We start from the raw sequence: 14,374 nt of genomic DNA on the forward strand, positions 1-14,374 counted from the left end.
ACGGCAGAAGGGCCGCCCCCCGTCTCCGGGGTGCGGCCCTTCGTCATGCGCGGCGCTTCAAGGAAGAGCCGGTCCGGTCAGAACAGCAGGCGGTACGTGTTCCAGCCGCCGTTGCCGATCTTCACGCGGGACTCGAACGGGTCCCGGGCGCTGCCGTTGCCGGAGTAGCGCCACAGGGCGCCGCTGCCGTCACGGGCGATCAGGTCGGTGAGGCCGTCGCCGGTGATGTCACCGACGGACACGAGGGTGTTGTACGTGTTCCAGCCGCCACCGATCTTGGTGCGGCCCTCGAACGGGGCCTTGTAGTTGCCCGTTCCCTTGTAGAGCCACAGGTTGCCGGAGCCGTCGCGGGCGACGATGTCGGCCTTGCCGTCGCCGGTCAGGTCGCCGTTGCCGGCGATCTGGGTGTACTGGCCCCAGCCGCCGCCGACCTTGTAGCGGGACGTCATGTTGCCGTTGCCGTACCCGAGGTACAGGTACAGGTTGCCGCTGCCGTCACGCGCGAGCAGGTCGCCGGCCTCGGCGCCACCGAGGCTGCCCACGGCCCACACGTGGTTGTAGGTGTTCCAGCCACCGCCGACCTTGAAGTTCTTGCCGCCGAAGGGCTGGTAGAGCAGATCGCCGTTGTTCTCGCGGGCCCAGAAGCCGTCCGCGTGGCCGTCGTTGTTGTGGTCGACCTGCGCGATGTCCCGCGTGCGCTCCCAGCCGTAGCCGGTGTACTGGCGGTCGCCGAGGCCACCGTTGCCGTTGGGCGCGTAACCGTACACGAAGCCGTTGCGCTCGACGCCGTACAGCGCGAAGTACGAGACCGCGGAGACCGCGTTCGAACGCGACGCGGTGACGCCGCTCTTCGCCTTCGGCTTGGCGTCGGTCGCGGACTTGCCGGGGTTGTCCGCCGCGACGGCGGAAGCGCCCGTCGCGACGAGCGCGGCGGTGATCGCCGCGGCGGCGAGGCGCGAGGCTATGCGTCCGCGCGTACGGCCAGAAGTCTTGGCCACGTATTTCTCCATGGAGTTGTTGAGACATGGCGCGCCTCACGAGGTGCGGCCCGCCACAGGATCAACGAGATCGTTTCACGGCTTTCTCACATCTTCCAAACAGGTTTGTGCGGGAATCGTCACGGCCGGTTGTCGACGCGCCCTCAGATGCCGAAGGGCCGCACCGCCGAAGCGGTACGGCCCTCCGTCACCTCAGGTCAGGGACCCGACGGTCGATCAGAAGAACAGCCGGTACGTGTTCCAGCCGCTCGTGCCGATCTTCACACGGCCCTGGAACGGGTCCGCGGCGTTGCCGGAGCCCTTGTACAGGTACAGCGCGCCCGTGGCGTCGCGGCCGATGAGGTCGGCCTTGCCGTCCAGGTCGATGTCGCCCGCGGCGAAGATGGTGTTGTAGGTGTTCCACCCACCACCGATCTTCGTGCGGCCCTCGAAGGGCGCCTTGTAGTTGCCGGTGCCCTTGTAGAGCCACAGGGTGCCGTCGCCGCCGCGCGCCACGATGTCGGCCTTGCCGTCGCCGGTCAGGTCGCCGTTGCCCGCGATCTGGGTGTACTGACCCCAGCCGCCGCCCACGGTGTAGCGGGACGTCATCTTGCCGTCGCCGTAACCCAGGTACAGGTACAGCGTGCCGGACGAGTCGCGGCCCAGGAGGTCACCGGCACCGGCGCCGCCCAGGTTGCCCGGGGAGAGCAGGGCGTTGTAGGTGTTCCAGCCACCCCCGACCTTCCACGGCTGGGAGCCGTCGGCCGCGGCGTAAGACAGGTTGCCGTTGTAGTCGGCCTCCCAGGCGCCGTCCGTGAGGTTGTCGGCGTTCTGGTCGACCTGGCCGACCCACTTGAGACCGTTCCAGCCCGAGTCGTACTTCTGCCGGGACTCAAGGCCGCCGTTGCCGTCCGGCGCGTAGTAGTACAGGTCGCCGGCCTTGTCGACGGCGTTCAGGCCGAACACCGGAGCGTCGCCCACGTTGGACGCCTGCGCCTTGGCCAGCGCGCCCTTGGCCGGCTTGGCCGCCGGAGCCTTGAACGGCTTCGCCGAGGGGTTGTCGGCGGCGAAGGCGGAGGCGCCCGTGCCGACGAGGGCGGCGGTAACCGCCGCGGCAGCGAGACGGGAAGCTATCCGTCCACGCTTACGGCCAGAGATCTTGGCCACGTATGTCTCCATTGGTCGTGATTGAGACGTGGTGCGGCTCGGGTGTCGAGTCGCGTCACGAGTTCAGCGGAATCGTTTCACGACTCCTTTACCTGTCAACCCGCTTCGCGACAAAGGGGATCAAGACAACAGCTATTTCTCGCCCCTTGTTCATGCGCCGTATCCCAAAAACGCCCAAAAGGGCCGCATTGCCCCTAAGGGAATGCGGCCCTCCGGTTATCTGCCGTAAGGACCAGGCGTCAGAACAGCAGCCGGTACGTGTTCCAGCCGCCGTTGCCTATCTTGACGCGCGCCTTGTACGGGTCCGCGGCGTTGCCGGTGCCCTTGTACAGCCACAGCGCGCCCGCGGCGTCGCGCCCGAGCAGGTCGGTGGTGCCGTCGAGGTCCACGTCGCCCGAGGAGACGAGGGCGTTGAAGATGTTCCAGCCGCCGCCGATCTTGACCCGGCCCTCGAACGGGGCCTTGTAGTTGCCCGTTCCCTTGTAGAGCCACAGCGTGCCGTCGCCGCCGCGCGCCACGATGTCGGCCTTGCCGTCACCCGTGAGGTCGCCGTTGCCCGCGAGCGCCGTGTACTGGCCCCAGCCGCCGCCGACCAGGTAGCGGGAGGTCAGCTTGCCGTTGCCGTAGCCCAGGTAGAGGTACAGGTTCCCCGAGGAGTCGCGGCCCAGGAGGTCGCCGGCGCCCGCGCCGCCCAGGTTGCCCGGGGAGAGCAGGGTGTTGTAGATGTTCCAGCCGCCGCCGACCGTGGTGTTCTCCAGCTCGACGTACGGCTCGTACGTCATCGTGCCCTTGGTGTCCCACTTCCAGATGCCGTCCGCGACGCCGTCGGCGTCGTTGTCGACCTGGGCGCCGTTCTTCAGGCCGCCCTGGCCCTCGTCGAGCTGCATCCGGGGCGAGAAGCCGCCCTCGTAGTCCGGCAGGTAGGCGTAGCTGTTGCCGGAGCGGTCCACGCCGATCAGCGGGAAGACCGGGTAGGCGCCGTTGGGGTCGTCCGCCTTCGTGACGCCGTGCTTGGCGCCCTTCGCCGCGGCGTGCGCGGCTGCCTTGTCGGCGGCCGCCTTCACCGACGCCTTGGCGGACGGAGTCGGGTTGTCGGCCGCGAACGCGGAGGCGCCGGTGCCGACGAGGGCGGCGGCAGCCGCCGCGGCAGCGAGACGGGCGGCGGCTCTCCGCCCACGCGTACGGCCAGAAGTCTTGGCCACGTATCTCTCCATTGAGTCGATGAGCCATGACGCGGCGCCGGGCACGCCTGTGAACCGTGCGCCGGGACACGTCACGCGATCATCGAGATCCTTACACAACTCCTTTACCTGTCAACCTGTTTGAGTGCGGAACAGCGACAGAGGGTGGACGCGGGGGCAACGGAAAGGGCCGCACTCCCGTTCCCGGGAGTGCGGCCCGTTCGTATCCGCAGGTCAAGCTCGGAACAGATCAGAAGAACAGGCGGTACGTGTTCCAGCCGCTCGTCCCGATGTTCTTGCGCCCGGCGAACGGCGCCGCCGCGTTGCCCGTGCCCGAGTAGCGCCACAGGGAGCCGTCGCTGCCGCGCGCGATGAGGTCGGTCCTGCCGTCCAGGTCCAGGTCGCCCATCGAGAACAGGGCGTTGTACGTGTTCCAGCCGCCGCCGATCTTGGTGCGGCCCTCGAACGGGGCCTTGTAGTTGCCCGTTCCCTTGTAGAGCCACAGCGTGCCCGAGGCGTCGCGGGCGACGATGTCGGCCTTGCCGTCGCCGGTCAGGTCGCCGTTGCCCGCGATCTGGTTGTACGTGTTCCAGCCGCCGCCGACCTTGTAGCGGGTCGCCAGCTTGCCGGTGCCGTAGCCCAGGTACACGTACAGGGCGCCGGTGGTGTCACGGGCGAGCAGGTCGCCGGCCGCGGCGCCGCCCAGGTTGCCGGGGGAGACCAGCAGGTTGTACGTGTTCCAGCCGCCGCCCACGGTCCACGGCTCGGTGGCGTCGTCCGCGGCGTAGTACATCGTGCCGTTCTTGTCCCACTCCCACCAGCCGTCGGCGTACCCGTCGGCGTCGTGGTCGACCTGGGTCGTCCACTTGATGGCGTCCCAGCCCGTGTCGATCTTGGCGCGCGGGCTGAGGGCGCCGCCGCCGTCGCGGATGTAGCCGTAGAGCGTGTTGGCGCGGTCCGCGGCGAACAGGTCGAACTGGGGGGCCTCGGGGCTGGGCGCCGAGGTCATCGCGCCGGACCGGGCGAGCGACGGCGCCGACGGCGCCGGGGTGGCGGCGGTGAACGGCTTCGGCGGACTGGCCGCGGCGACCGCGGTCGCACCGGTGCCGACGAGGGCGGCGGCGGCCACGGCGGCGCCGATCCGGGCGGCTATCCGGCTCCGCTTGCTGCCGGAAGTCCCAGACGTCCCAGAGGTCTCGGAAGTTCCGGAGGTCCCGGAATCCTTGGCCAGATTCTTGGCCACGTAGTTCTCCATGATCCATGAGGCTCAGATGCGACGTGGCGCGCCTCAGCAGACGAGACGCGCCACGGGTTTCACCGGAATCTTGCCATGACTCCTTTACATGTCAATCGGCTTGAGGTAAAAGCGGCCAACTCGATACGGCCGCCCGCCCGCTGGGGCCGTCAGCGCAGCAACTCGATCTCCGCCAGCGTCGCCGGTCCGCCCGTCGGCACCAGCCGGTAGTGCCCGTACGAGCCGGGCCTGGTCACGCCGAACACCCGGGTCTGCTTGTCCCAGGCGAACGACTCACCGGACCGCTTGTCCAGATCGACCCACTTCGTCCCGTCCGAAGACCCTTGGAGAGTCCACCCCTTGGGGGCCTTCGCGCGGTCCGAGGACGTCAGGGTGTACTGCAACGCGCGCGTGGACGACGCCACCGGCAGCTCGACGGAGTCGAACGTGCCCGCCGTCGTCGAGGTGTCGTCGAACAGCGGGCCGCTGCCCGAGATCGCGTCGGCCGGCGGCGTGGGCACCTTGTCGTCGCGCGTGATCGACACCGGCGCCGCCTTCTCGCCCGTGCCCCAGGCCGACGGACGCGGCCCCATCGCGAAGTCCAGCGTGCCGCCCCGCGCCAGCAGGGAGTGGGGGAGCGCGGTGGAGTTCCAGGCCTTGCCGTTCACCTTGAGCGACTGGACGTAGAGGTTGCGGGAGCTGTTCCTCGGAGCCTTGACCACGAGGTCGCGGCCGTTCTCCAGGTGCACCGTCGCCTTGGTGAACTGGGGCGAGCCGATGGCGTACTCGCCGCTGCCCATGACCAGCGGATAGAACCCGAGCGCGGAGAACAGGTACCAGGCCGACTGCTCGCCGTTGTCCTCGTCGCCGTGGTAGCCCTGGCCGATCTCGCTGCCCGTGTAGAGGCGGTTCATGACCTCGCGGACCTTCTCCTGCGTCTTCCAGGGCTGCTCGGCCGCGTCGTACATGTACGTCACGTGGTGGCCGACCTGGTTGGAGTGGCCGTACATGCCCATCCGGACGTCACGCGCCTCCGTCATCTCGTGGATGACGCTGCCGTACGAACCGGCGAAGTCGGGTGAGGCCGTCTCCGGGGTCGCGAAGAACGCGTCGAGCTTCTTCGCCAGACCGGCGCGCCCGCCGTAGAGGTTGGCGAGGCCGCGCGAGTCCTGCGGGGCGGTGAACGCGTAGCCCCAGCCGTTGGTCTCGGTGTAGTCGTACCCCCATACCCGCGGGTCGTACGTGTCGCTCGGCACCCGCCGGCCGCCCTTGGCGTCGCGGCCCTGGAAGAAGCCGGGCGCACCGGCCCCGGCGCTCGCCGCCTTCGGGTCGAAGAGCTTCACGTAGTTCCGGGCGCGGCCGAGGAAGTACGCCGACTCCTCCTTGTAGCGGGACTTGCCGGTCTTCTTGTAGAGCGCCTCGCCCATCTTCGCCAGGCCGTAGTCGTTGAGGTAGCCCTCAAGCGACCAGGACAGGCCCTCGTGCGTGGAGGTCGGGGTGTACCCGAGGAAGGGCGAGGTGTCCATGCCCTTGCGGCCGACCCCCGCGGCCGGCGGGGCGACGGTCGCGTTCTTCAGCGCGGCCTCGTAGGCGGCCTCGCCGTCGAACTTCACGCCCTTCACATACGCGTCGGCGAACGCCACGTCCGAACTGGTCCCGGTCATCAGGTCCGCGTAGCCGGGCGAGGACCACCGCGAGATCCAGCCGCCGTCCTTGTACTGCTGGACGAACCCGTCGACCATCTCGCCGGCCCGCGCCGGAGTGAGCAGTGAGTACGCGGGCCAGGTCGTCCGGTAGGTGTCCCAGAAGCCGTTGTTGACGTACACCTTGCCGTCGACGATCTTCGCGCCGGTGTGCGTCGTGGTGTCCTGGCCGGTGCCGGGGGAGAAGGGGCTGGCGTACTGGTACTTCGACCCGACCTTCTCGAAGCCGGAGTTCGGGTAGAGGTAGAGCCGGTACAGCGAGGAGTACAGGGTCGTCAGCTGGTCGTGGCTCGCGCCCTCGACCTCGACCCGGCCCAGGATCCGGTCCCAGGCCTGGCGCGCCCGGTCCCGTACGCGCTCGAAGGACGTGCCCGCCGGGATCTCCGCGGCGAGGTTCGCCTTCGCCTGGTCCACACTGATGAGTGAAGTGGCCAGCCGCAGGGTGACCGTGCGGTCCTTGCCGGGCTTGAGGCGCAGATAGCCGGTGACGTCCGCACCGCCGCCTCCGGGCAGCTTGCCGCCCGCGGTGGCCGGAGCGTCGAAGACGCCGTACACAAAGAGCCGGGTGGCGCCCTGTGAGAGGCCGCTCTTGACGTCGGAGTAGCCGGTGAAGGAGGAGGCCGCCGGGTCCAGGGTGAGGCCGCCGTTGTTGTTGACGTTGTCGAGGAGCACGCTCGCGTCGTCACCGGGATAGGTGAACCGCATGGTCGCGGCGTGGTCGGTGGGCGCCATCTCGGCCTTGAGGCCGTTCTCGAAGGTGACGCCGTAGTAGTACGGCTTCGCGGTCTCGTTCTCGTGCCGGAACGGCAGCCCGCGTGCGGCGCGCGAGGCGTCCGGGGTGCCTGTGGCTGCCGACGGCATCAGCTGGAAGGTCTGCCGGTCGCCCATCCAGGGGCTCGGCTCGTGGCTGGCCGAGAACGCCTGGAGGGTGGGCAGGTTGTCCGCGTTGTTGCGCCGCGCGTAGTCGTACAGCCAGTCCTGCGAGCCCGCGTTGGTCACCGGGGTCCAGAAGTTGAACCCGTTGGGGACGGCCGTCGCCGGGAAGGTGTTGCCGCGCGAGAAGGAGCCGCTGGAGTTGGTTCCCCGGGTGGTGAGCGCGTAGTCGGCGAGGTGGGCCAGGCGCTTCTCCGGCTTCTTCGGGGCGAGCGCGAGGTCGTCGATCCAGCCCTGGAACTTCGCCGGGCCCTTGGGCGAGTCGTACGCCACCAGGATCCGGTCCGCCGTCTTGCCCGCGGCCACCGCTCCGATGCGCGAGGACACCTGGTTCCACTGGTTGACGTAGAGCGTCTTCGCCGCGCCCTGGCCCTGCGGGGTGAGCAGACCGCCGTGCGAGTCGACCGCCTTCAGGTCGCTCAGATAGGTGCCGTCGGTGAAGGCGAGGTCCACCGACACGTTCGTGGCGGGGTAGCCGAGGTCGGTCTCCGGCATCGACGGGAAGATCTTGTAGTCGAGCACGGTGTCCCGGCCGATCCGGGTGTCCACGTCGAAGATCTTGTTGTACGAGTAGGCACGCCCGTCCGCCTTGTGCGTACCGGCGTAACGCAGGGCCCTCTTTCCGGTGAATCCCGCGTTGGCCTTGGCGGTGGGTGAACCGCCGGGCCCGCGGTCCGGCTGCGTCCGCATGTCCTCCGGAACCGGGGTGCTGGTGTCTCCGTCGGAGAACTGCACATCGGCCAGCTGGGTGATGTCGGCTCCGCCGTTGCGGGTGATCTCCAGACGGTAGTGCGCGTACGCCGTGGAGCCCGCGAAGTCGTACGTCCTGGTCTGGAAGCGCGAGGGAAACGTTTCACCCGAGCGGGTGTCCAACGTCGTCCAGGTGCTGCCGTCCGCCGAGCCCTTCAGCGTCCAGTCCTTGGGGTCGCGGGGCGCCGCGTCATTGGCCGAGGTCAGCGCGTAGGTGACGACCTTGACCGGGCTGTCGAGATCGAATTCCAGCCAGGCGGTCGGCTGGAAAGCGAGCCATTTGGTGCTCGGCTGGCCGTCGACGAGGTTCTCCTTCACCTCGCCCGAGCCGTCGTTCTCGGCGCTCGCCCGCACCGCCGTCACCTTGTCGGTGACATTGCCCGGTATGCCGCTGGTGAATCCGCCGTCGACGCCGGAGGCGCGTTTGTGCCCGTCCGGGCCCGTATCCACGGTGTTGCGCCAGTCCGGCTGCGGCTGGCCGGTTTCGAACGAGGTGCGGAACTCCTGGCCGCCGGAGGCGGGTTGTGCCGAGGCCACCTGGGCCGACGCGGCCCACTGGGCCGTCACCACGAGCAGGAAGGAGGCCGCCGCGAGGGCGGCCGCCGGCCCTTGTCGGAGCCGGGATCTGGGCAGCATAGGGGGCCTTTCCCTTGGCGGGCGCGTGACACGACGACGCCCGGCCGAGGCCCGTGCGCACCGGTCATACGATCTGGACAACGTTGTCAGAGAGAAAATGCAGGATCCAGTAGGAAGGCAAGTCGTAGGTGGTGTCAAGGGTGTTGAGGGGGAATGGCCTGGGCGTTCCGGCGCGCCGCGAGAGTGTCGCGGGGGTCCGGCCCACCGCGCTCCGCGATCAGATATCCAAGAGGTCTCAACTCGGGAAAGGATGCCGTCCAACCGTGCTTTCGATCTTGCTCAGTTGACGGAAAGTGGACTATACCTGTCGGCGTCCGCTCCGCCGGGAAACCGGCGGGCTCGGGGGACGGGGGACGTCGGGGAAGCAACGGCACGTCATCCTCCGCAAATCCGGCGTATCCGCTGCGTACCCTGCACTACCCAAGCTTCAGCACAACTGACCGCGGTGGCGGGGCCCTTCGCCTGCAGGCGATTTGGTACGGGCGACCGGTACACCGCCTGAGTCCTGGAGAAGGCGAGGACTTGAGCATGGGATCCACCTCCGCCCACGACAGCAATGAGGGCCTGGGCCGTCGCGATCTGATCAAGCGGTCCGCGGCGCTCGGTCTGATCACCGTTCCGGCGATGGGCTTCCTGTCCGCCTGCGCGAGCGGCGACAGCGGCAGCGACAAGAAGGTCGAGAAGGGCACCAAGTCCGACAAGAACCCGCTCGCGGTGAATGAGTCGGCCCCTCTCGACGTCGTCATCTTCGACGGCGGTTTCGGCACCAAGTACGCCACCGACGCGAACGCCGTCTATGAGAAGGCGTTCCCGAAGGCGAAGATCAGCTTCCACAAGACCCAGAAGATCCAGTCGGAGCTCCAGCCCAAGTTCAACGGCGGCACCCCGCCGGACCTGATCGACAACTCGGGCGCCGAGCAGATGGACATGGGCGTCCTGGTCGGAAAGAGCCAGCTCACCGATCTGACCCCGCTCCTGGACGCGCCGTCCATCGACGACCCGGGCAAGAAGGTCCGCGACACGCTGCGGCCCGGCATCGTCGAGATGGGCCAGTTCGACGGCGACCCGGTGTGGGTCTTCTACTACGCGTACACGGTCTACGGCGTCTGGTACTCGCAGACCGCGCTCGACAAGCTCGACGCGAAGTACCCGGAGACCTGGGACGAGATGCTCGCCCTGTGCGAGAAGGCCAAGAAGCAGGGCATCGCGGGCTGGACGTACCCGGGCAAGTACCCGTACTACCTGCCGTTCTCGCTCTACCCCTTCATCGCCAAGATCGGCGGCAAGGAGGTCCTCGACTCCATCGACAACCTGGAGCCGAAGGCCTGGGAGCACCCGGCGGTCAAGGCCGCGTTCGAGGCGTACTACGAGCTCTTCAAGAAGGGCTACATCCTCCAGGGCACCCCGGGCATGACCCACATCCAGTCACAGACCGCCTGGACCAAGGGGCAGGCGCTGTTCATCCCGAACGGCTCCTGGGTGGAGAACGAGGCCGCTCCCACCACGCCCAAGGACTTCAAGATGATGGTGGGCGCGCCTTCCAGCCTGGACGGCAGCGACAAGATGCCGTTCGGCACCATCTGGGCGTCCGGCGGCGAGCCGTTCATCGTCCCGGCCAAGGCGAAGAACCCGACCGGCGGCATGGAGCAGCTGCGCATCATGCTCAGTGAGGCCTCCTCGAAGAACTTCACCACCCAGGTGAAGTCGCTCTCCGCCTTCAACGGCGGCACCGACGGCCTGTCCCTGTCGACGGCCCTGCAGTCCGGTGTCGACGCGCTGAAGAAGGCCGGCACCAACGTCGTCAACCCGCGGCTCCAGGACTGGTACGTAAAGCTCCAGAAGGAGCAGATCGGTGTCGCCGGTCTCGGTGAGATGATGGCCGGCCGCGCCACCCCGGCCGAAACCATCAAGAAGATCCAGGGTTACGCCGACAAGGCCGCCCAGGACCAGAACATCAAGCACTACAAGCACAAGAAGTAGCGGCAGTGGTCAAGCGTCACCAGCGGCGGCACCCGCTACAAGATCGGGGTCGGTAACCATGCAACACGGCAAGTACCGGTTCATCGTGGGATTTCTGGTACTCCCACTGGCGTTGTACTCACTCTTCGTCATCTGGCCGTTCATCCAGTCCATCTACTACTCGTTCACGGACTGGACCGGTCTGAGCCCGGACTTCAAGATGGTCGGCTTCGACAACTACAAGCGGATGTTCGACGACGACATCTTCTGGAAGTCGTTGCAGCACAGTCTGCTGTTCGTCCTGCTGCTGCCGCTGGTGACGCTGGGTCTCGCGCTGTTCTTCGCCTTCATGCTCAATGTCGGGGGGCGCCGCCGAAAGGGCGCCGCCATTACCGGAGTGCGCGGCTCCGGCTTCTATAAAATCGCGTACTTCTTTCCGCAGGTGCTCTCGATCGCGATCGTCGCCCTGCTCTTCCAGTTCGCGTACAACCCCAACAACGGCGTGATCAACTCCGCGCTCAAGGGGGTCGGTCTCGGAAGCGTCCAGCCGAACTGGCTCGGCGACCCGGATCTGGCGCTGTACTGCGTGATGGCCGTGCTCGTCTGGTCCACGGTCGGATTCTTCGTCGTCCTGTTCTCGGCCGGGATGGCGTCGATCCCCAGGGACTTCTACGAGGCGGCGCTGCTCGACGGGGCCAGCCGCTTCACCACGTTCTTCAGGATCACGCTGCCGCTGCTCTGGGACACCGTGCAGTCCGGCTGGGTCTACATGGGCATCCTCGCCCTCGGCGCCGAGGCGTTCGCCTCCGTGCAGATCATGACGGTGGGCCCGGGCGGCCCCGACTACTCGACCACGGTCCTGCCGCTCTACGTCTATCAGTCGGCGTTCCGCGACGGTCAGGCCGGATACGCGACCACGATCGGTGTCGCGCTGCTCGTCGTCACGCTGCTGTTCGCGGCGGTCGTGATGCGACTGGGCCGGCGCGAGCGGCTGGAGTTCTCATGACCACTGACACCTCACCCGCCGACCTCGCCGAGGAGCGCCCGCCCGTGGCCAAGCAGGCGGCGCCCGCGAAGAAGGAGAAGAAGAGCGAGGGCGTCGTCCTCAACGTCTTCTCGCACGGCGTGCTCGTCCTCTGGGCGTTCATGGTCGTCATCCCGCTGCTCTGGGCGGTCATGGCGTCCTTCAAGGACGACAACTCGATCCTGTCCACCCCCTGGGCGCTCCCGGACAAGCTGCACTTCGACAACTGGTCGCGGGCCTGGACCCAGGCCCATATGAGCGACTACTTCGTCAACACCATCCTGGTGGTGGGCGGCTCGCTCATCGGCACGCTGCTGCTCGGCTCGATGGCCGCGTACGTACTGGCGCGCTTCGACTTCCCAGGGAACCGGTTCATCTACTACCTGTTCATCGGCGGGATGAGTTTCCCGATCATGCTGGCCCTGGTGCCGCTGTTCTACGTGATGAACAACCTGAGCCTGCTGAACACGACCCACGGCCTGATCCTGGTCTACATCGCGTACTCGCTGCCGTTCACGGTCTTCTTCCTCACCTCGTTCTTCCGGACGCTCCCCACCTCGGTCGCCGAGGCGGCGATGATCGACGGCGCCTCCCACACCCGTACGTTCTTCCAGGTGATGCTGCCGATGGCCCGTCCGGGTCTGATCAGCGTGGGCATCTTCAACTTCCTGGGGCAGTGGAACCAGTACATGCTGCCGACGGTGCTCAACACGGACCCGGACAAGCGGGTGCTCTCCCAGGGCCTGGTCGAGCTCGCGACCAGCCAGGGGTACAAGGGCGACTGGTCCGGCCTCATGGCGGGCCTGGTGATGGCGATGCTGCCGGTGCTCGCCGCGTACATCGTCTTCCAGCGCCAGGTCGTCGCGGGACTCACCGCGGGAGCGCTCAAATAGCGGTACGTCACGCTCCGTATCCACCACGGGACCGCCCGTCGGCGACACGCCGACGGGCGGTCCCGTGCTATGTCCCACTGCTCAGGTCTTGACGGGAGACAACCCGAAAGGCTCAGCTTAGAGTTCACATGTTGGAGATAGGGCGGGGCCTCAAGGCTGCGGCCTCGTGCGGGGGCGGCCGTCGTGCCGCCTGCCTACGGCAGGAGTGGATGAGTCGATGGAGACTCCGGGGTCGCAGACGTCATTGCACCGGGCCAATCTGGAGCGGGTCGTACGCGCGGTGCGCATGGCGGGCTCGCTCACCCAGGCCGAGATCGCCAGGACCACGGGGCTCTCCGCAGCCACGGTCTCCAATATCGTTCGTGAACTGAAGGACGCCGGAACCGTCGAGGTCACGCCCACCTCGGCGGGCGGCCGCCGAGCCCGCAGCGTCTCGCTCAGCGGCTCCGCGGGCATCGTCATCGGCGTCGACTTCGGCCACACCCATCTGCGCGTCGCGGTCGGCAACCTGGCCCACCAGGTGCTCGCCGAGGAGGCCGAGCCGCTCGACGTCGACGCCTCCTCCGCGCAGGGCTTCGGCCGGGCGGAACAGCTGGTCACACGGCTGATCGCGGCCACCGGCATCGGCCCGGACAAGGTCATCGGGGTGGGCCTGGGCGTGCCTGGACCCATCGACATGGAGTCCGGAACGCTGGGCTCCACGGCCATCCTGCCGGGCTGGACCGGCATCAACCCCCGCGAGGAGCTCTCCGGGCGCCTGGGCGTGCCGGTGTACGTCGACAACGACGCCAACCTGGGCGCGCTGGGCGAGCTGGTGTGGGGCAGCGGGCGCGGGGTCAAGGACCTGGCGTACATCAAGGTGGCGAGCGGTGTCGGCGCCGGTCTGGTGATCGATGGGCAGATCTACCGGGGCCCGGGCGGCACGGCCGGCGAGATCGGGCACATCACCCTGGACGAGTCCGGCCCGGTGTGCCGCTGCGGCAACCGGGGCTGCCTGGAGACCTTCACGGCCGCCCGGTACGTGCTGCCGCTGCTCCAGTCCAGCCACGGGGTCGATCTGACCATGGAACGCGTGGTCCAGCTGGCCCGCGAGGGCGACCCGGGGTGCCGCCGGGTCATCGCGGACGTGGGCCGCCACATCGGCAGCGGTGTCGCCAACCTCTGCAATCTGCTCAACCCCAGCCGGGTGGTGCTCGGCGGCGATCTGGCGGAGGCCGGGGAGCTGGTCCTGGGGCCCATCAGGGACTCCGTGTCGCGGTACGCCATCCCCAGTGCGGCGCGCCAGCTTTCGGTCCTTCCGGGCGCCCTGGGCGGCCGCGCCGAGGTGCTCGGCGCGCTGGCTCTGGTACTGAGTGAAATGGGCGATTCGACCCTGTTGGAGAGTGCTCTCCCTGCCGGGGCTCCTGCCTTCACTTAGATAACGGATGGCACCGTTGTCATCTCGTTAAGGATTTACTCCTTGACGGTGGCCCCCCAGCCGAGTTGACTTCCAGCCACCTCGGCCGCAACGTCGCGGCCTCGTCAGGGAGGTTCCAGAATGAACACGCGTATGCGTCGTGCCGCCGTGGCCGTGGCCGCCACCGCAATGGCTGTCTCTCTCGCCGCCTGTGGAAGCGCCAAGGAGTCGGGCGACAAGACCAAGGAGTCGACCGGCTCCAAGAAGGGCGACGCGATCAAGATCGGTCTGCTCCTGCCGGAGAACCAGACCGCGCGTTACGAGAAGTTCGACAAGCCGCTCATCGAGAAGAAGGTCAGCGAGCTGACCAACGGCAAGGGCAAGATCGTCTACGCGAACGCCAAGCAGGACGCGACGACGCAGACGCAGCAGGTCGACACGATGATCACCAACAAGGTCGACGCGCTGATCGTGGACGCGGTGGACTCGAAGGCGATCGCGGGCGCGATCAAGAAGGCCAA

10 protein-coding genes are annotated in these 14,374 nt (G+C 67.9%); 5 read left to right on the forward strand and 5 right to left on the reverse strand.

The window, feature by feature from the left end; genetic code table 11:
- Positions 1–77: 77 nt before the first annotated feature.
- The 5 genes from ACZ499_RS11750 to ACZ499_RS11770 all read right to left on the reverse strand — a co-directional run bounded on the left by ACZ499_RS11750 (position 78) and on the right by ACZ499_RS11770 (position 8,581).
- Entirely contained in the window at positions 78–998 is a 921-nt protein-coding gene (locus ACZ499_RS11750; RefSeq protein ID WP_468674048.1) for an FG-GAP repeat domain-containing protein, read from the reverse strand.
- Between the two features lie 216 nt (positions 999–1,214).
- Entirely contained in the window at positions 1,215–2,144 is a 930-nt protein-coding gene (locus ACZ499_RS11755) for an FG-GAP repeat domain-containing protein (protein ID WP_468674050.1), read from the reverse strand.
- Between the two features lie 239 nt (positions 2,145–2,383).
- The gene (locus tag ACZ499_RS11760) at positions 2,384–3,346 is read right to left on the reverse strand and encodes an FG-GAP repeat domain-containing protein (RefSeq protein ID WP_468674052.1); all 963 of its coding nucleotides are present in this window, start codon (positions 3,344–3,346) and stop codon (positions 2,384–2,386) included.
- A 229-nt stretch (positions 3,347–3,575) separates the two neighbouring features.
- Positions 3,576–4,580 carry an FG-GAP-like repeat-containing protein gene (locus ACZ499_RS11765; protein ID WP_468674054.1) on the reverse strand — a complete coding sequence of 335 codons (1,005 nt, stop codon included), beginning with the start codon at positions 4,578–4,580 and terminating at the stop codon, positions 3,576–3,578.
- A gap of 149 nt (positions 4,581–4,729) precedes the next feature.
- A complete protein-coding gene (locus tag ACZ499_RS11770; protein WP_468674056.1) occupies positions 4,730–8,581 on the reverse strand; it encodes a GH92 family glycosyl hydrolase in 3,852 nt (1,283 codons plus the stop codon).
- Between the two features lie 528 nt (positions 8,582–9,109).
- Here ACZ499_RS11770 and ngcE point away from each other — a divergent pair.
- From ngcE to ACZ499_RS11795, 5 genes are all read left to right on the forward strand, one after another.
- Positions 9,110–10,561 (forward strand): N-acetylglucosamine/diacetylchitobiose ABC transporter substrate-binding protein, encoded by a 1,452-nt coding sequence (gene ngcE, locus ACZ499_RS11775; protein ID WP_468674057.1) that lies wholly within the window; start codon positions 9,110–9,112, stop codon positions 10,559–10,561.
- A gap of 58 nt (positions 10,562–10,619) precedes the next feature.
- Positions 10,620–11,546, forward strand: coding sequence for a carbohydrate ABC transporter permease (locus ACZ499_RS11780; RefSeq protein WP_385539279.1), 927 nt, complete (start codon positions 10,620–10,622; stop codon positions 11,544–11,546).
- Positions 11,543–12,457 carry a carbohydrate ABC transporter permease gene (locus ACZ499_RS11785; protein WP_385539278.1) on the forward strand — a complete coding sequence of 305 codons (915 nt, stop codon included), beginning with the start codon at positions 11,543–11,545 and terminating at the stop codon, positions 12,455–12,457. Before ACZ499_RS11780 ends, ACZ499_RS11785 begins: the two co-directional genes overlap by 4 nt.
- 217 nt (positions 12,458–12,674) lie before the next feature.
- Complete coding sequence (locus tag ACZ499_RS11790; RefSeq protein WP_468674063.1) at positions 12,675–13,874, forward strand: ROK family transcriptional regulator; 1,200 nt, start codon at positions 12,675–12,677, stop codon at positions 13,872–13,874.
- 120 nt (positions 13,875–13,994) lie between these two features.
- On the forward strand, positions 13,995–14,374 hold a 380-nt coding region (locus ACZ499_RS11795; protein ID WP_385539274.1), incomplete at its 3' end, for a substrate-binding domain-containing protein.

Source organism: Streptomyces sp. NPDC031265 (assembly GCF_055570295.1).